The 16,899-nt window shown below is 60.4% G+C and carries 17 protein-coding genes; 7 read left to right on the forward strand and 10 right to left on the reverse strand.

Translation table 11 applies throughout. The features are described 5' to 3' along the window. The first annotated feature begins 77 nt into the window (after window positions 1-77). Together ASE94_RS15985 and ASE94_RS15990 are read left to right on the forward strand one after the other, a co-directional pair. Window positions 78-959: a sugar ABC transporter permease gene (locus tag ASE94_RS15985; protein WP_062631214.1), complete on the forward strand. Its 882-nt coding sequence runs from the start codon at window positions 78-80 to the stop codon at window positions 957-959. Window positions 960-1,027: 68 nt separating this feature from the next. After that, window positions 1,028-1,840 carry a carbohydrate ABC transporter permease gene (locus ASE94_RS15990; protein ID WP_061907258.1) on the forward strand — a complete coding sequence of 271 codons (813 nt, stop codon included), beginning with the start codon at window positions 1,028-1,030 and terminating at the stop codon, window positions 1,838-1,840. A gap of 30 nt (window positions 1,841-1,870) precedes the next feature. Here the strand turns inward: ASE94_RS15990 and ASE94_RS15995 are convergent, their stop codons facing one another. Beyond that, window positions 1,871-2,620: an exonuclease domain-containing protein gene (locus ASE94_RS15995; protein WP_062631376.1), complete on the reverse strand. Its 750-nt coding sequence runs from the start codon at window positions 2,618-2,620 to the stop codon at window positions 1,871-1,873. 162 nt (window positions 2,621-2,782) lie between these two features. Here ASE94_RS15995 and ASE94_RS16000 point away from each other — a divergent pair, with 162 nt between their 5' ends. After that, window positions 2,783-4,846, forward strand: a complete 2,064-nt coding sequence (locus tag ASE94_RS16000; protein ID WP_062631215.1) for an ATP-dependent helicase — start codon at window positions 2,783-2,785, stop codon at window positions 4,844-4,846. A 2-nt stretch (window positions 4,847-4,848) separates the two neighbouring features. On the opposite strand, the gene ASE94_RS16005 is transcribed toward ASE94_RS16000, so the two are convergent. Next, window positions 4,849-5,184 carry a hypothetical protein gene (locus ASE94_RS16005; protein WP_062631216.1) on the reverse strand — a complete coding sequence of 112 codons (336 nt, stop codon included), beginning with the start codon at window positions 5,182-5,184 and terminating at the stop codon, window positions 4,849-4,851. A 7-nt stretch (window positions 5,185-5,191) separates the two neighbouring features. Further along, window positions 5,192-6,247, reverse strand: coding sequence for a family 43 glycosylhydrolase (locus ASE94_RS16010; protein ID WP_062631217.1), 1,056 nt, complete (start codon window positions 6,245-6,247; stop codon window positions 5,192-5,194). Between the two features lie 152 nt (window positions 6,248-6,399). Here ASE94_RS16010 and ASE94_RS16015 point away from each other — a divergent pair, with 152 nt between their 5' ends. The 3 genes from ASE94_RS16015 to ASE94_RS16025 are packed head-to-tail and all read left to right on the forward strand — an operon-like array spanning window position 6,400 to window position 8,899. Beyond that, on the forward strand, window positions 6,400-7,227 hold the full coding sequence (locus ASE94_RS16015) for a glycerophosphodiester phosphodiesterase family protein (protein ID WP_062631218.1): 828 nt from the start codon (window positions 6,400-6,402) through the stop codon (window positions 7,225-7,227). Window positions 7,228-7,250: 23 nt separating this feature from the next. Further along, window positions 7,251-8,075, forward strand: coding sequence for a glycerophosphodiester phosphodiesterase family protein (locus ASE94_RS16020; RefSeq protein WP_062631219.1), 825 nt, complete (start codon window positions 7,251-7,253; stop codon window positions 8,073-8,075). Beyond that, the gene (locus ASE94_RS16025; RefSeq protein ID WP_062631220.1) at window positions 8,072-8,899 is read left to right on the forward strand and encodes an inositol monophosphatase; all 828 of its coding nucleotides are present in this window, start codon (window positions 8,072-8,074) and stop codon (window positions 8,897-8,899) included. Before ASE94_RS16020 ends, ASE94_RS16025 begins: the two co-directional genes overlap by 4 nt. A gap of 75 nt (window positions 8,900-8,974) precedes the next feature. Here the strand turns inward: ASE94_RS16025 and ASE94_RS16030 are convergent, their stop codons facing one another. The 7 genes from ASE94_RS16030 to ASE94_RS16060 form a co-directional block, all read right to left on the reverse strand. Next, window positions 8,975-9,910, reverse strand: a complete 936-nt coding sequence (locus tag ASE94_RS16030; protein ID WP_062631221.1) for a BadF/BadG/BcrA/BcrD ATPase family protein — start codon at window positions 9,908-9,910, stop codon at window positions 8,975-8,977. Then, a complete protein-coding gene (locus tag ASE94_RS16035) occupies window positions 9,907-10,572 on the reverse strand; it encodes an N-acetylmannosamine-6-phosphate 2-epimerase (RefSeq protein ID WP_062631222.1) in 666 nt (221 codons plus the stop codon). Before ASE94_RS16035 ends, ASE94_RS16030 begins: the two co-directional genes overlap by 4 nt. Then, window positions 10,569-11,432 carry a carbohydrate ABC transporter permease gene (locus tag ASE94_RS16040; protein WP_061906875.1) on the reverse strand — a complete coding sequence of 288 codons (864 nt, stop codon included), beginning with the start codon at window positions 11,430-11,432 and terminating at the stop codon, window positions 10,569-10,571. Before ASE94_RS16040 ends, ASE94_RS16035 begins: the two co-directional genes overlap by 4 nt. Then, window positions 11,429-12,349 carry a sugar ABC transporter permease gene (locus ASE94_RS16045; protein ID WP_062631223.1) on the reverse strand — a complete coding sequence of 307 codons (921 nt, stop codon included), beginning with the start codon at window positions 12,347-12,349 and terminating at the stop codon, window positions 11,429-11,431. The genes ASE94_RS16040 and ASE94_RS16045 overlap by 4 nt, the downstream gene beginning before the upstream one ends. Window positions 12,350-12,416: 67 nt before the next feature. After that, window positions 12,417-13,655, reverse strand: a complete 1,239-nt coding sequence (locus tag ASE94_RS16050; RefSeq protein ID WP_062631224.1) for an extracellular solute-binding protein — start codon at window positions 13,653-13,655, stop codon at window positions 12,417-12,419. Between the two features lie 51 nt (window positions 13,656-13,706). Continuing rightward, window positions 13,707-14,771 carry a sn-glycerol-3-phosphate ABC transporter ATP-binding protein UgpC gene (ugpC, locus tag ASE94_RS16055; protein WP_062631225.1) on the reverse strand — a complete coding sequence of 355 codons (1,065 nt, stop codon included), beginning with the start codon at window positions 14,769-14,771 and terminating at the stop codon, window positions 13,707-13,709. 126 nt (window positions 14,772-14,897) lie between these two features. Further along, a complete protein-coding gene (locus ASE94_RS16060) occupies window positions 14,898-15,749 on the reverse strand; it encodes a MurR/RpiR family transcriptional regulator (protein ID WP_061906871.1) in 852 nt (283 codons plus the stop codon). A 204-nt stretch (window positions 15,750-15,953) separates the two neighbouring features. Here ASE94_RS16060 and murQ point away from each other — a divergent pair, with 204 nt between their 5' ends. Then, window positions 15,954-16,889, forward strand: coding sequence for an N-acetylmuramic acid 6-phosphate etherase (gene murQ / locus ASE94_RS16065; RefSeq protein ID WP_062631226.1), 936 nt, complete (start codon window positions 15,954-15,956; stop codon window positions 16,887-16,889). Window positions 16,890-16,899: the final 10 nt, after the last annotated feature.

The following is a 16,899-nucleotide window of genomic DNA, read 5'->3' on the forward strand; positions in this document are numbered from 1 at the left end:
CCCGACACCCCCTCCCGTCCTCCCCCGTCAAGGGGGAGGTGTCCGCCGGTGGTTGTGGATGCAGGGAGTTCTATGCGATGCTCAGGGATAAACGGCAGGAATATCTCGTGGCGCTGCTGCTGGTGGGGCCGTTTGTGCTTATCTATGGCGGGCTGTTTGTCTGGCCGACGATCCAGATGGCCATGCTCAGTTTTACCAAGGCGCCGCTGATCGGCTCGGGTGACTGGGTGGGCTGGGATAATTACACGAAGATCCTCAGCCACAAGCTGTTTCACTCGGCCTTTTGGAACACGGCTTATTTCGTTGTCCTGACGGTAATTCCGAGCACGCTGGTTTCCCTCGTCATCGCCATGGCGGTGAACCGGCTCAAGGGACCGGTGCAGGGCTTTGTGCTCGCCTGCTTTTTCCTGCCATATATCCTGCCGGTATCGGTGGTGTTCCTTACCTGGAACTGGATCATCGACGTGCAATATGGGCTCGTGCAGGGGCTGGTGGCGCTGTTCAATGGCGGCAAACCGATCTCGCTGACGCGCACCATTCCGCTCTTCATGCCCACCGTCGCCTTCGTCACGGTCTGGTGGACGATGGGGTTCAATATTTTGCTTTTTATTGCCGGCTTGAGGAACATCTCGCCGGAAATCTATGAGGCGGCGGCGCTGGATAGTGCTGGCCGGTGGCGGCAGTTCCAGAAAATTACCTGGCCGCTGATCTGGCCGGTGACGGCGCTGGTCCTAACCATCCAGTTGATCGCTCAGCTCAAAATTTTCGATCAGGTCTATCTGTTCTCGATCGGCGGGCGGCAGGACGCGACGATTACGCTGGTTCAATATGTCTACAAGCTGGCCTTCCAGCAGAACAAGGGCGGCGAGGCTGCGACGGCCGCCATGCTGCTCTTTGGGATGATCATCATTCTCTCGGTGCTGCAATACCAGGTCTTGCGTGCACGAGGTGAGAAATGAGCGCCGAAGCAATTCCCAACCGCGACACCATGGTTTCAGCGCGGAGCCGGGGCGATGGCCCCATCGACATGATCGGGCTGGCCCTGACTGTCATCACACTACTCGTCGCGCTCGCCTCGTTCTTCCCAATTTATTGGGCAGTGATCACGTCGATCAAACCCGATGGCGAGGTGATTTCGGGGAGCAATTCGCTGATCCCCAATCGGGTGGTGTTCGACAGCTATATCCACATCTGGAACAACACCAATATCGGCATCTGGTACATCAACTCGATGGTGACTTCGCTGATCATTACGGCGTTGGTGATTGTTTCCTCGGCCGGTTGCGCCTATGCGCTGAGCCAGCTCGATTTTCCCGGGCGGCGGGTGATCTATGTGCTGATCCTGGCCTGTTTCATGGTGCCCATGCAGGCGCTGATCGTGAACCACTTCGTGCTGATGGCGCAGTTCAAGCTGTTGAACACCTGGGCCGGTATCATCCTGCCGCAGCTGATCGTGCCGGTGGTGATCATCGTCTATAAGCAGTTCTTCGATAGCGTGCCGAAGGAATTTCGCGAGGCGGCGCAGATGGATAGTGCGGGGCACCTCAAGATCCTGTTCCGCATCTATCTGCCGATGAACTGGGGCGTAACGGCCGCATTGGCGATCATCACCTTTATCGGTGCCTGGAATTCCTTCCTCTGGCCTTTCCTTGCCGCGACCGGCGAAGCGACGATGACCGTTCCCGTGGGTATCACGCAGGTGAAGGATGCCTATGGCATTGTCTATGGGAAGTTGATGGCCTCGGCCGTCGTTGCCGGTCTGCCTGTGGCGGTCCTTTACCTCATCTTCCAAAAGCGCGTGACGCAGGCCATCATGCTCTCGGCAGGGGTCAAGGGTTGAACCCCTGCGCGCGATAGAGACAATGGCCGCTCAGAAAAGACTTTGCTGCGCCTTAGGCTTTGGCGCTTGCGGCGTCGCTTCGCCGCGGCGCTTCAGTTCCTGCTCGGCGCTGAAGCGCGTGTCGATGTCGCGGTCGCGCGCCAACTCGTCGAGCGCATCGAGTGAAATCTGCTCCCAGGCTTTCCCGCGTTCCGGACCGGAACGCACCCGTGGCAGAAGGCCCGGCAGCTTGCTCCAGGCAATCAACTGTTCGGCTGAAGTTTCATTGAGCATATCGCGCAGGTGATGCGCCGTCACATACGCGTCCGGCATGGCGCGGTGGGCTGGGAGGCCGATCTCGTGCACGAGGCCCTCGGGCATGCGCTGATACCGCAGCATCTGGTTGGAAAAGCCTTCAAGCTTGGGCCAAACGCGCAAGGCGCTTTTCCAGGTGCAGATCCACGGCGCGCCGCCCGTTAAACGCGGCGTGCAATAGCGCTGTTCGAAGGCTGCGCGATGCGCCGCCAAAGCGATGACGCCATCCTGCGGCTGCAAAACAGTCGGGGCTATGTCACGCCAGAAAGGCGCATCGGCGACGAAGGCATCGAGAATATGGTGTATCGCCATTGTCTCGGGTGTGATGGGACGGCCCGGATTGACGAAAAGCGCGCCGCGCTCGTCGTTGACCTGCCAGGGGCCGCCCTCGATGGACACCACATCCTGCCAACCGATCTCGCAGACATCCGTAGCCGCATCGCCCGATGTCTCGAGGTCGATGACCCGTATCCTCCTGATGGACATGACCGATCCTTGCTGCATGAAGCCATAACGGACCATTGCTCACTAGGATGCACAAGCCCGGTTGCTGCGATCACGTCGATATCGTGATGGCGTGAGCCCAAGGAAGGCTTGCGAACAAAAAGAGAATATCATCCCCTGTCGGCTTATTGCGGGGATCGATTCGTGCTTGCCGACACCACCTATCTTGATGCGCTCAACACCAATCAGCGGGCGGCTGTTGTGCATGGGGTTGGGGAAGCAAAGCCCGGCCCACTGCTGGTCATCGCGGGGGCCGGCTCGGGCAAGACCAATACACTGGCGCACCGCGTAGCGCATCTCATAGCCAATGGCGCAGACCCCAGGCGCATACTGTTGCTGACCTTTTCGCGCCGCGCCGCCAGCGAAATGGCCCGGCGTGTCGAGCGCATTGCGGGTCGTGTTCTCGGCATTGGGGAAGGCGCAGTCGCTGATGCTCTGACCTGGGCCGGGACTTTTCACGGGATCGGCGCGCGATTGCTGCGCGAATATGCGCATCAGATCGGTCTCGACCCTGCTTTCACGATCCATGATCGCGAAGACTCCGCCGATCTCATGAACCTCGTCCGTCATGAACAGCAGTTTAGCGAAACCAAGACGCGGTTTCCGACCAAGGGCACCTGCCTTGCTATCTATTCGCGTGTGGTCAATGCGCAGGCCGACTTCGACGAGGTTTTGAAATCGGTCTTTCCCTGGTGCGCCATGTGGTCTGCCGAATTGCGTCAGCTTTTCAGCGCCTATGTCGAAGCCAAGCAGCAGCAGAATGTTCTCGATTACGACGACCTCCTGCTCTATTGGGCCGGGATCATGGCTGAGCCGATGATTGCCGAGCAGATGTCGAGCCTTTTCGACCATATCCTCGTCGATGAGTATCAGGACACCAACCGGCTACAGTCCTCGATCCTGCTCGCTTTGCGTCCGGACGGGCGCGGCATGACGGTGGTCGGCGATGATGCGCAATCGATCTATTCTTTCCGCGCCGCGACCGTGCGCAATATCCTCGACTTTCCGAGCGCCTTTTCGCCGACCGCAGAGATCGTCACACTCGATCGCAACTATCGCTCCACCCAAACGATCCTTGCCGCGGCCAATGCCGTGATCGAGCAGGCAAGCGAGCGCTTTACCAAAAATCTCTGGTCCGAAAGGCACTCCGAGGCCAAGCCTTTCCTCGTCACCGTCAAGGATGAGGCCGATCAGGTAGGCTATATCGCCAAGTCTATTCTGGAGGCGCGCGAGGCGGGCACTGCGCTCAAGGAACAGGCCGTGCTGTTCCGCACATCGAGCCATTCCGGGCCGCTCGAAATTGAGCTGACCCGCCGTAACATTCCCTTCGTCAAATTCGGCGGGTTGAAATTTCTCGACGCGGCCCACGTGAAGGACGTGCTGGCGCTTTTGCGATGGGTTGAAAACCCGCGAGATCGGGTTGCCGGTTTTCGCGTGCTGCAACTCATGCCGGGCGTCGGGCCGGGAACGGCTGGCCGAGCCCTTGATGCCATCGCCGCCCATGCCGATCCCGCATGGGCTTTTTCCGAGGTTCCGCCGCCTATCAAGGCCGGCCAGCATTGGCTTGATCTCGTCAGCATGGTCGGCCGGCTTTCGGCGCGCGAAATCTCTTGGCCGCTTGATATGGCTTATATCCGCCAATGGTACGAGCCGCTGCTGGAGGCCAATTACGAAGATGCAGCTATCCGGTCGGCTGACATCGTCCAGCTCGAACAGATCGCCTCTGGCTATCCGAGCCGCGACCGGTTTCTCACTGAACTGACCCTTGATCCTCCCGACGCCACCAGCGACCAGCCCGGCGTGCCCTTGCGCGACGAGGATTATCTCATTCTCTCGACCATCCACTCGGCAAAGGGGCAGGAGTGGAAATCGGTGCATGTTCTCAATGTCGTCGATGGCTGCATTCCGTCCGATCTCGGCACGGGATCCACGCATGAGATCGAAGAAGAGCGCCGGCTTCTCTATGTCGCCATGACCCGCGCCAAGGACGAATTGCATCTGCTCGTGCCGCAGCGCTTCTATGTGACCCAGCAGACGAGGAATGGCGATCGCCACCTCTATGCGCAACGCACCCGCTTCATCCCACGGTCGATGACCGCATTTTTCGATGACATCTTATGGCCGCCGGTTACGCCAATCCGCGAAGGCGTCGGCCCGGCGCGGCCAGCGGTCGTCGACATCGCCGCCAAGATGCGCGGCATGTGGTAGTGTCAGGTGTCGTTTCCGAGCGCAGCGTACCATTCGGCATAGGGCGTGTTGCGCGCGAGATGTCGGTTGTAATCCGGCGCACCATCGTCCCACCAGACAGGGCCACGCTCGCCAAGCGCGACCTTGGCTTCATCGACAGCAGCGCGCGCCGCTTTTCGCGCCGCATCATCATTTTTTGCGAGACCGACGACGCGTCGCGCGGCCATCAATTTTTGGACCCAATGTGTGCGGTCAGTCTCGCTGAGTGAAGGATTGCTCTTGCGCCAGAGCCGGCCGCGCACGACGAAATATCGCCCGTCTGGTGTGGTCGGATAGTGCTTTACCTCTTTGGTAGCCATGGCCTCGTCACTCGGAGAAACGGAGACTCCATCCGCGATCGCTACCCGAAGGGGAGCGGTAGTCGACATCAGGGACCCACTGATACCGCCCAAAGAACCACTTTCGGGCCGACCAGAAATTGCTCGGTTCTTCGGCTGCCGGCACGCCATGATAGAGAAAGGGCAGGGGATTTTTCACGCCCTCGTCACCCGTCCCGTCCTCACCCGTGATGAAGCTATGGTGGCCGACGCCTTTTGCCGCGGTGGCTAAGGTGCCTGTATCGGACAGCGTTTCGGCATTGGCACCAAAGAGGCACCCGTCCGACTTGGACCAATCCTCGGCCACCAGGGGAACGCCGTCAGCGCGCAATCGCAGATCGGCGAGGCAATAGTTCGGGCCCCATGAACCATTGGCCGAATAGACCACGTGCAACTGTCCCGCTGGGTCCACGATCGGCTGGGGGCCCTCGTTGATCGACGGCGTCTCGTTCGCAACGTTTTCCCAGGGCTGATCGGGAGACGAGATGACCGCCCGTGACGCGTCAGGCGCGTCATCACCCTGCAGCTTCACGATGAAAATATCCTGCTGCACATCGCTATCGCCCTGCCAGCCGGACCAGACGAAGAAATCATCTCCGTCGAAACTAAAGGGCATGCCGTCGATGGCCCACTTGTCTTCGGGCAGATCGATTTCCTCCGCGGGGCCGTAGTCGGATGTCGGCTCTGTCGAGGTGATGCGATACATCCGATGCGCCTCGCCGACGCCGGCGGCGAAATAGACGCGATAGAGCCCATCTCTATAGACGATCTCCGGCGCCCAGACTTCGCCGAGCCGGTCCCGATCGAACCAGATCCGCAAGCCGCGCGCTTGGGCAAGGGTATCAAGGCTCCGTGCGACACGCACCACGAGGCTATCGCCGCGCCGCGATTCGACGGCCACAAAGCCGTCGTCGGTGTGAATGACGCTGGGGTCCGCTGAGTAAATGCCCGTGTCGCCGAGAGGCGCCGGAGCATCTTGCGCCGAGGCGGAGATCGCGCCGGCAAGAAACCAGGTTACCGCCAGGCCGCCAATCCAATTCGGCATCGTCCCCTCCCAAAAATGTCGCGGCGTCCGATTTCCACTGATTATCGCCGCGCTGTCGTCGTTTCGATATTTGCGCTCGTCATGATCGCAACGCGACCATTTTTCACCGCGTCGTCGGCCATCGTCAACGCGTCTCCAACGAAAGCTCAGGCATGAACTACAAGGATTTCATGGCGAGACCGGGCCGGGATTGCGCCATTATCGCGCATCGCGGCATCTGGCGGGATGCGCCGGAGAACAGTCTCCAGGCGATCGAAGCGGCCATTGCCGGCGGCTATGACGTCGTCGAGATCGATGTGCGCCGTAGCGCCGACGGCGCGCTGTTCCTCTGCCACGACGATAGTCTAGAGCGGATGACGGGGCACGACGCCGCGGTGGAAGAGCTTGCGGCCTCGGAGCTGGCTGCGCTGCACCTGCGCAATCGCGATGGTGGCGCGGGGAATGCGCTGACCGATCAGAAACTCGCGCGTCTGAGCGATGTTTTCGATCTCACCCGGGATCGCATCTTCATCCATCTCGACGTCAAGGATCGGCTTCTTATTCCCGAGGTCATCGCCGCCGCCCAGGCCGCCGGCGTCGATCAGCAGGTCGACTTTTGGAGCGCCCTTCGAGACGGAGACGACTTCGCTTGGATCAATAGCAACATCATGGCCCACGGCGTCCCGTTCATCGCCAAGACGCGGCTCAATGTGCCGGGTGCGGAACTTCAGACCGAACTGGTGTTTCGGCTCAAGCCGCTGATCTGCGAAATCTACTTCGATTCCATCGAGCAACTCGCTGCGCATCGGGATCGCTTTGCGGCGGCGGGCATCAGCCTTTGGGTCAATACGCTCGATGATGTCTCCTGCGCCGGGCTGACCGACAGCGCGGCACTCGAGGATCCCGACGCGGTTTGGGGACGCCTCCTCGATGCAGGCGTTTCCGCCATCCAGACCGACGAAGCGGCGGCTCTCAAAGCCTATCTCGCCACGCGCCGCTGATATTTCCCAAGAAAGCAAGACCAATGGCCTACAAAGACTATATCGCCGATCCCACGCGCCGTTGCGCCATCGTTGCCCATCGCGGCGCCTGGCATGGTGCGCCGGAAAACAGCCTCGCGGCGATCGAGAATGCCATCGCTATCGGCGTCGACATCGTCGAACTGGACGTGCGCAAGAGCGCTGATGGCGAACTCTTCCTGATGCACGACGATACGCTGCTGCGCATGGCGGGGATCGATCGCGATGCCGAGACTTTTACGATCGCTGAGCTGCAGGCTATCGCGCTTCGTGCCGATGATGGCGGCGACGGCCGGGCGCTGACGGACCAGCGCGTGCCGACCCTCAAGCAGGCGCTCGAAATCATCCGCGGGCATATCTTTGCCGATCTCGATTTGAAGGATCGAGGCCTATTTTCCGAAGTGGCTGCCTGCGCGCGCGATATGAATGCTGCGGACTATGTGGACCTTAAGACGACGGTCACCACACAAGAACACGTCGACTGGGTCAGGGCGCAGGATATTTCCGGAGTGCCGTTTCTGGCCATGACGCGCTTTACCGAGACCGGAACCGGTGACACGCTGGCGCTCCTGTCCGGCATCAAACCCTTCATGAGCGAAATCAGCTTCGATCACATCGAGACTATCGAGAGCAATCGTGCGGCGTTCGAGGCAGCGGGCATGGCGCTTTGGAAGAATACGCTCGATATGGCGAGTAGCGGGGAGTGGACAGATACCGTCGCATTGGCCGACCCTGATAAAACCTGGGGACGGTTGATCGATGCTGGTATTAGCGCCATCCAGACCGACCAGCCGGCGGCACTAAAAGCTTACCTCGAGAAACGTGCATGACCGAAATCAGCGACGACCTGCTCAAAACCCTGATGGCCGATATGCGGGCGGTGGCGGAACAAGAGATCTTGCCCCGATTTCAGGCGATCACGTCGGACAGCATGCGCGCGAAGACTGCGCCCGATGACTTAGTGACCGATGCCGATATTTCCGCAGAACACGCCCTGAGCCGCCTGCTCGTGGAGCGGCTCCCGGGCGCCGTGGTGGTCGGGGAAGAGGCGGTGTCCGAGGATAAATCCGTCCTTGATGGTATTGGAGCCTCCCGGCTTGTCGCCATTATCGACCCTGTCGATGGCACTTGGAACTTTGCCCATGGCGCGCCGACATTCGGGTCGATCCTTGCCATTGTCGAGGATGGCAAAACCATTGCCGGCATCATCCACTATCCGGTGCTGGGCGATTTTATCGTCGCCCGGCCCGGTCAGGGCGCCTGGCATGTTGCGGCCGATGGCGCGGCGAGTCGCCTTGCGGTGGCCAAGTCCCGACCCATTGCGGACCTGCATGGTTTTGTTCCGCTCCATATGTTCGCGCCTGAACTACAGCCAGAGCTTTCGCAGCGCGTCCTGCGCTTCTCGCGCACCACGACATGGGGCTGCTCGGCCTGGGAATATCGCATGCTCGCGACCGGGGCGATGAGCTTCTGCCTGAATGCGAGCGTCATGCCCTGGGACCACGCGGCGGGCGTGCTGATCCACGCCGAAGCGGGCGGTCATGCTGCGTTCGTGAGCGACGAACCGTATAGCGCGGATCAGAACAAGGGCTTCTTGCTCACCGCGACCGATGCGGAAAGCTGGACACACATCCGGGATACTCTGTTCGCCTGATAATGAGAGGCTTCCGGTGAGGGAGCGAGACAAACTCATCGCTGCCGGTAACGGTCCAAATCTCTCTCGCGGCGCTCAGGCGTTGTGGGAGAGGATGGGCCGCCAAAGACGCCCGGTCTCATTGGTTTGGAGTTGTGCGGCGGCGAGAGCAGTATCCGTGGCTGGTTCCGAGACCGTGATGCCGGGCAACTGCTTTCTCATTTCAGCGCCGATTGCTGGGTGAAGCTTTAAGACACCGCCGATGAAGGCGACGGGCCGTTCTCCAACTCTGGTTTGCAGGGCCTGAGCCAGTTCCGCCAGATGGGCGCCAGCCTGCGTGAGGATAGCGAGGGCCGTCGCGTCACCGGCTTCCGCTGCCTGGGCCACGCCGACAGCCAGCGCGCCAATGCGGCCACGATCGCCGCCATAGACATATTCGCGGACGTGATGCCATTCGCTGCCGCCGACCAGGGCAAAGAGCGCGTCGGCCAGGGCTTGAACGTCGGAGAACGAACCGGTGCGATCGAGGGTTCGGTAGATGATGTCGAGGGCATGCAGGGCAATCCAACTGCCCGAGCCGGCATCATCGATGAGGATACCTCTGCCGCCGACGCGCGTCATGCTGCCATCGGCCGCGACGTGAACGCCGATGGAACCGGTTCCGGCGGACACCAGATGCCCTTGTCCCGGCTGGAATTGCGCTGCAAAGGCAAGGACGATGTCGTCGGTCAGGAGAATTTGCTCCGGCCTCAGCCCAATGGCGTGATTTATGAGGCCGTGGACTTCCCCTGTGGCGACGGCTCCAAAGCCGGTTAGTCCGCCCACGAGCCCGATCGGCTGAAGGTTTTCAGCGGCAAGCGCGTTGCCGATCTGCGCTAAAGCCGTGCCCAGACGCTCCCGCTCGGCCGGGTTGAAAACATGGGCGGTGGCGCCATTGACGCTGCCGCGCGCAACCACCTGCCCAGCCTTATCGCAGGCCACCCATCGGCTTGCCGTGCCGCCGACATCAAGGCCGAGATAGGTCTCTCTCACCGTGGCACGCCCTGCTGCACGAAACTGCGCGTGATTTCCCGGGGATTTGTGATCATGGTGCCAACAACCACCGCATGCGCGCCCGCCGAAAAGGCCTGGCGCACGAGATCGGGCGTATTGTAGCGACCCTCGGCCACAACTGGCACCGTGAGGCGCGCAGCAAGATTTTCCAGCAATCTTAGGTCCGGTTCGCTTGGTTTGGGCATGGTGGCCTCGGTATAGCCGGAAAGCGTGGTGGCGACGTAATCGGCGCCACAGTCAGCGGCTTTCAGTCCTTCTTCCACCGTCGAAATATCGGCAAAGACCTCAGCGCCCAGCTCCGCCTTGATGCGACGGATCATGACGCTCGGATGCTCGCCATCGCGTGGCCGCTCAGTGCAATCGAGTGCAACAATATTGGCTCCGGCTTCGACAATAGCGGCTGCGGTTTGAAAATCGGGCGTGATGTAGACCGGGTGATGTTCCGAGAAGACCTTGTGTATCCCGATCACAGGCAGGCCGGCTTTGGTGACCACCGCAATGTCGTCCGGACCATTGGCACGGATGGCGACAGCGCCACCATCGCGTGCGGCAAGCGCCATAGCGCCCATGAATTGAGCCCCATGCAGGGGATTGTCCGCACGCGCCTGGCAGGAGACGACCAGTCCCTTCTGCAGCATCATTTGATGGCGCCCGATGTCATGCCCGCAATGAACTGGCGGGACAGGACGATGTAGATGATGATGATCGGCGCGGCCGAAAGCGTTAGGCCCGAGAACAGCACGCCCCAGTCGGTCGTGTATTCGCCCATGAACGTGGTGAGGCCTTGGGGCAGGGTTTTCAAACTGTCGTTCTGGATAAAGACCAAGGGGAAAAAGAAGTCGTTCCAGATCGGCACGATATTCTGGATACCGGCGATGACCATAGCCGGGCGCACCAGCGGCAGCATGATCGACCACATGATGCGCGCTTCCGAAGCGCCGTCCATGCGAGCGGCGTCCTCAAGTTCATTGGGCAGGGTGCGGATGAAGCCGGTCATGATGAAGACCGTCGAGGGCAGGCCCATGGCGGTATAGACGAAGATGAGGCTCAGTTGATTATTGAGGATCGACAGGTCTCGCATCAACATGAAGAGCGGGATGATGGCGAGTTTTAACGGCAGGGTTAGCCCGGCCAGGAAAAACATCAGGATGAAGTTGGCGCCGGTAAAGGCATAGCGGCCGATGGCATAGGCGGCCATGGTGCCCAGCGTCAGGATCAGCACCATCGATGCGCCGGTAACCACGAAGGAATTGAGCAGGTAGCGCAGGAAGTTGGTTTCCGACCAGATCTTGATGAAGTTCTGGACCTGGGTGAAATCGGGAATGCCAAACGGCGACTGAAAAATCTGCGGTGTGGTCTTGAAGGCCGAGAACACCATGATGACGATCGGCGCCAGCATCAGGATGGTGTTGGCGATAAGGATGATCTGCAAAAGGCCATCGCGGCCAAGCGTGCCGAGAATGCCCTTGCGATCATAGTAGTTGGTCGTCGTCACGCTCATAGCTGAATTTCCCGGGCGCGCAGGCGGGTGGTGATGACAGCGGCAATGGCCGCGATGAAGATGAAGATGAGGACGGCCAGCGCAGAACCCAGACCGAAGTCCTGTTGGCCGGAAGAGACATTGCCAAAGGCAGTGCGGTAAAAATAGAGCCCCAGCACGTCGGTCGAACCAAACGGCGACCCATCGAGCCCACCCATGATATAGGGCAGCTCAAACCAGTTGAAGGCGCCGACGAAGAGCAGAGTGAACACGATGGTGGCGCTCGGGGCGACCAGCGGCCAGACGATCTTGGTGATCTTGACCCATTCGCTCTCGGTTTCCATGCGCACGGCATCGAGAATTTCGCTGGGAATCCGCTGCATGCCGGCGAGGAACACCAGGGTCGGGAAGCCGACCATGTGCCAGGCCTGCGCTGCGATGATGCTCCAGAGGGCGGTACCGGATTGGCCGAGCCAGGGCTGGGCCCATTCGCTGAGGCCAATGCTTTTGAGGCTGATATTCACCACGCCAAAGAGCGGGTGATAAAAGAGCTTGAAGAGATAGGCGACGATGATCGTCGAGAGCACCACCGGCAGGAAAACGGCGATGCGGTGGAAGCGCGCGCCGGGCAGTTCGCGCCAGAGCGCATAGGCGAGGATGAAGCCGAGCCCATTTTGCAGCACCATGAGCGCGAAGAAGACGATGATATTGTTCTTGAAGGCGTTGAGCGTCCAGCTGCGATAGGGCTCGACGAACAGCACCGCGTGAAAATTCTCGAGGCCGACGAATTCGAGGCGCTTCAATCCCTGCCAGTCGAAGAAGGCATAAGCGAAAGCCGAGATGATCGGATAAACGATAAAGAGCGCCACGAAGCACAGCGGCGGCACGATCAGTGCCGTGATCCAAAGTCCGCGGCCGGTCATCCGAAATTGGGGCATCAAAGGCTCGCTCAGATGGGATTGGGGGTGACCTTATGGCCACCCCCGAGGCGGAGGGAGGGCCGCCTTATTTCTTGAAGGGCTCGTACCAGGCAGCAAGGCCGGTGGTCAGCGCTTCGCCGATGGCTTCGGGCGTCGTTTCACCCGAGAACAGCTTCTGCATTTCACCCTGGATCAGCACCGAGCCCGAGGGTTCGCCATAACGGAAATGGGCGAGCATCAGGTAGGGGATCGAGGACTTGTTGAGGTCGTTGACTTCCGCCAGCAGCGGGTTGTCGAACGTCACGCCCGGAATGGTCGAGATATTGTTGAGCGTATTGGCAAAGGCCTGGCCAAATTCCGGGCTCGCCAGATAATTGACGAAGGTGATCGCCGCTTCCTTGTTGGGCGAGGCGGCATTGACGGCATAGCCACCATCGAAATAAAGGCCGACGAGCTTGGCGTCCTCCGCAGTCTTGCCGGGTGCGGCGAAGACGCCCATTTCGATATCCGGGTTCTGCGCCTTGAATGTTGCCAGTTCATAGGAGCCGCCAACGAACATGGCGGCCATGCCCGACGAAAAGAGCTGCTGGGCCGAGGGGTAGTCGAGGCCGATGAAGCCATCGGGGAAATAGTCCTGGGCCAGTTCGTTGACCGACGCGAGAGCCGAAGTGAAGCGGGCATCGGTGAAGTCCGCGGTGCCGGCCATCAGCTCGTCGTAAAAGGCCTTGCCCATGAGCGAGGAACCGAGACCGAAGGTCACGGTCTCATTCTGCCAGGCGGTGGCGGTGCCATTGGCAAAGGGGATGATGCCGGCGTCCTTGAGCTTCTGGCTCGCGGCCATCAGGTCATCCCAGGTCTGGGGCTCTTCGATGCCGTTATCGGCAAAAATCTTGGAATTGTAGATGACGAGCTGGGTCTGGCTGGCGAATGGCACAGCGTAGATCTTGCCATCGGCCCGCACGCTTTCCGCGGCAAGTGCAGGTTCGGCAAAATTGGCAAGGGCATGGACGCTTTCAGTCGTCAGCTCTTCGAGGTAGCCAGCGACGGCGACGTTTTCGAGCCCGCCATAGGCGCGCACCATCATCACGTCCGGACCTGTGCCCCCTGCAAGGGCGGTCGAGAGGATCGTGTTGTAATTGGTCGCCTCGAACGTCTCGAACTTGACCGTGATGCCCGGATTTTCCGCTTCGAATGTGTCGATGAACTGCTCGTAGGCAGCGCGGTCTTCCTGGCGCCAGCTCCAGAACGTCAGGTCCTGGGCGAAGGCGGGGGCGGCAACGAGTAAGGCGCTGAGTAGAGTTCCGGCACGCACTATGGTTTTCATCTGTATTCCCTTCCCTTGAAAACGTCTTGCAGATGTCTCAGGCGAACCGGATCAGGGTGTCAGCCGTCGGCCATCCTCGGCAGAAAAGTAATGCGCGGCGCCAGGCGCGACCGTCACGGTTACGGCCTCGTCGGGCGCATAGAGAACATTGGGGGCGGTGCGGGCCGACAGCAGTTTGCCATCGGCGAGGCGCACATAGACATAGGCGTTGTCGCCGAGATATTCGGTATATTCGACGCGACCGGCGAAGCCTTCGGCGCTGGCGCCTCGGATAAGGTGAACCGTGTCCGGCCGCAGCCCCAGCTTCAGGGTTTTGGGGCCAGGAAGGTTGCCGACGAAAATCGAGCCGCCATTTGCAAGGACCAGCCGATCGCCGTCGCGCGTCACGTCCACCAAGGCCATGCGCGGCGAGCCGATAAAGGTCGCGACAAAGGTGTTGGCAGGCGTCTCGTAGAGGTCGCGGGGCGAGCCGACCTGTTCGATCCGGCCATTGTTCATGACGACGATCTTGTCGGCGAGGGTCATGGCCTCGACCTGATCATGCGTCACATAGATCATGGTGCCGCCGATCTCGCGATGGAGCTTGGCGATTTCGAGCCGCACCTCGGAGCGGAGAGCTGCATCGAGATTAGACAGCGGCTCATCGAGGAGGAACACGTCGGGCTTGCGCACCAAGGCGCGGCCGATGGCGACGCGCTGGCGCTGTCCGCCGGAAAGTTCGCGCGGCTTGCGCTTGAGGAGCGCTTCAAGCCGCAGCATCTGGGCCGCCTCGGCGATGCGGCGCTCGACCTCGGGCTTGTCGAGGCCCATGAGGCGGGCGCCGAAGGCCATGTTCTCATAGACGTCCATGTGCGGATAGAGAGCGTAGGACTGGAACACCATGGCAATACCGCGCCGGGATGGGGCCACATCGTTCATGCGGTGGCCGTTGAGAACGAACTCGCCGTCGCTGATGGGATCGAGGCCGGCGATCAGGCGCAGCAGCGTGGACTTGCCGCATCCCGAGGGGCCGACGAAAACGACGAATTCGCGGTCGCCGATTTCGAGATCGATGCCGTGCAGCACTTCGGTATCGCGAAAACGCTTCTTGATGCGACGAAGCGACAGCTGGGCCACGTATTCTCTCCATCCCGATCCGCCCCACGCAGATCCTCGACAGGATCATTGCTGATCTGTCGGGAGGAATACTAAATTCCTAAAATCGATCGTGTCAAGAATATCCGATTACAGAGTCGCGGGCGGTCAACGGACCTTGAGCACGGTGACCGCGTTTTCCGAATTGTGGATGAAGTCGTGAGCGTCGGTCTGCTGCCGCACCATTAGGATGAACAGCATGTCCATCAGCATGAGCTGCGCATCGCGCGAGGTGATGGCGGAGGAGCGGACGCGTTCTTCGTCGGCGACGGTGAAGAGGTGGATATCGGCAAGGTCGAGCAGGGGATTGGGCTGCAGCCCTGTCATGGAAATGACTTTCGCGCCGCGTTGCTTGGCAATCTCGGCAATGCGCAGGGTTTCCATGCTGCGGCCGGAATAAGAGAGCGCCAGCAAGACATCCGCTTCATTCAGCGCCGAAGCATTGGAAATCTGAATATGGCTATCGCTGTCGATCAGCGCGATCCGGCCTAATTTCAGCAGCTTGTAGGAAAAATCCTTGGCAACCAGAGAGGATGCGCCGACCCCGGCAAGCTGGATCTTTCGGGCGCTGACCAGGGCTTCATGTGCGGAATCGATGGTTTTCTCGTTGTTGGCCGCCAGCGTTTCGCGCATCGAAAGCAGTTTCGAGCCGATCAGCTTCTGCAAAATGGTGACGTAGCTGTCGGCCGCCTCGATCGTGCCGTGGATGACGCCACCCGGCGTGTGCCACTCCATGGCCTTGGCTTTGTTCACAGCAAGCTTGAGCTGCTGATAGCCGCCATAGCCAAGTTTCTGGCTAAACTTGACGACGCTCGATTGACTGCGCCCCGTCGCTTCCGCCAGCGCTGCGGAGGAGAGCGTCAGCATCTTTTCGGGGTTTTCGATGATGAACTGCGCGATCTGCCGATCGGCCTGGGTCATGCTGTCGAGTTGGGCGCTCAACACTTTGAGAACAGACATGCGACTTCCCTCGAACCGGCGCCGACCCTGGTCCCCGCCGGGGAGGACTAAAGCCGAGACGTTTCAAAATGCAACTGGCATTGCAGCGGCTTATCGCGCTGCCAGCCTGTAGAACAATCCGTTGATGGAATACAATATTCCATATGGAATTGACAGTCGGAATAATCGCTTCTAGCCTTGCCAGCGAACGAGAGCATTGAGCACATGGCAAGAACTACGCTGATGGCTGAGCTGGAACAGCTCGTTTCCGAAGCGCGCAATCCCGAGACGATGCAGATCGACCTGATGAGCTCGATCGAGATCGTCGGCGCGATGAATCGCGAGGACCATCATGTAGCCGACGCCGTGCAGAAAGTGCTGCCGCAAGTCGCCGCGACCGTCGATCATGTGGTCGAGGCATTCCGCCATGGCGGGCGTCTCATTTATATGGGCGCCGGCACCAGCGGGCGCCTCGGCGTTCTCGATGCCTCCGAATGCCCCCCAACCTTTGGCGTGCCCGAAGGCATGGTTATCGGACTAATCGCCGGCGGCGATCGTGCACTTCGCCATCCGATCGAAGGCGCGGAGGACTCGCGCGATGAAGGGCGGCGCGATCTTGAAAAGATCGGCGTGACCCAAAGGGACGTGGTCGTCGGCATCGCCGTCAGTGGTCGCACCCCCTATGTCATCGGCGGTCTCGACCATGCCAAGAGCATCGGCGCGGTCACGGTGGCGCTATCCTGCAATCCGGATTCAGTGATCGCGGCGATGGCCGATATCGCGATCTCGCCCGTCGTCGGCCCGGAGGCACTGACTGGCTCCACCCGGCTCAAGTCAGGCACGGCACAAAAGCTGGTGCTCAACATGCTGACTACGGCCAGCATGATCCGGATCGGCAAATCCTACGAAAACCTGATGGTCGACCTTTCAGTCAGTAATGAAAAGCTGCTCGCCCGCGCCAGCCGCATCCTGATCGATGCCACCGGTTGCTCGGCCGAGGCTGCGGAGCAGTTCCTCAAGTCCGCCAAGAACAACGTCAAACTCGCCATCCTTATGGCGCTGACCGGAATGAACGCGGCAGAGGGTGAGGCCGCGCTCGTTCATGCCGACGGCTTCCTGCGCCGGGCCGCCGCGCAGCAATTGCCGCGCGCGGCTGGGTGAGGTCGCTGAA

The sequence above is a fragment of the Devosia sp. Leaf64 genome (assembly GCF_001421945.1).
Classification (GTDB): Bacteria; Pseudomonadota; Alphaproteobacteria; order Rhizobiales; family Devosiaceae; genus Devosia.

Coding starts and splice junctions, on each gene's coding strand:
- ASE94_RS15985 (WP_062631214.1), top strand. CDS start 78: ATGCTCAGGGATAAACGGCAGGAATATCTCGTGGCGCTGCTGCTGGTG.
- ASE94_RS15990 (WP_061907258.1), top strand. CDS start 1,028: ATGATCGGGCTGGCCCTGACTGTCATCACACTACTCGTCGCGCTCGCC.
- ASE94_RS15995 (WP_062631376.1), bottom strand. CDS start 2,620: ATGTCCATCAGGAGGATACGGGTCATCGACCTCGAGACATCGGGCGAT.
- ASE94_RS16005 (WP_062631216.1), bottom strand. CDS start 5,184: ATGGCTACCAAAGAGGTAAAGCACTATCCGACCACACCAGACGGGCGA.
- ASE94_RS16010 (WP_062631217.1), bottom strand. CDS start 6,247: ATGCCGAATTGGATTGGCGGCCTGGCGGTAACCTGGTTTCTTGCCGGC.
- ASE94_RS16015 (WP_062631218.1), top strand. CDS start 6,400: ATGAACTACAAGGATTTCATGGCGAGACCGGGCCGGGATTGCGCCATT.
- ASE94_RS16020 (WP_062631219.1), top strand. CDS start 7,251: ATGGCCTACAAAGACTATATCGCCGATCCCACGCGCCGTTGCGCCATC.
- ASE94_RS16025 (WP_062631220.1), top strand. CDS start 8,072: ATGACCGAAATCAGCGACGACCTGCTCAAAACCCTGATGGCCGATATG.
- ASE94_RS16035 (WP_062631222.1), bottom strand. CDS start 10,572: ATGATGCTGCAGAAGGGACTGGTCGTCTCCTGCCAGGCGCGTGCGGAC.
- ASE94_RS16040 (WP_061906875.1), bottom strand. CDS start 11,432: ATGAGCGTGACGACGACCAACTACTATGATCGCAAGGGCATTCTCGGC.
- ASE94_RS16045 (WP_062631223.1), bottom strand. CDS start 12,349: ATGCCCCAATTTCGGATGACCGGCCGCGGACTTTGGATCACGGCACTG.
- ASE94_RS16050 (WP_062631224.1), bottom strand. CDS start 13,655: ATGAAAACCATAGTGCGTGCCGGAACTCTACTCAGCGCCTTACTCGTT.
- ASE94_RS16060 (WP_061906871.1), bottom strand. CDS start 15,749: ATGTCTGTTCTCAAAGTGTTGAGCGCCCAACTCGACAGCATGACCCAG.
- murQ (WP_062631226.1), top strand. CDS start 15,954: ATGGCAAGAACTACGCTGATGGCTGAGCTGGAACAGCTCGTTTCCGAA.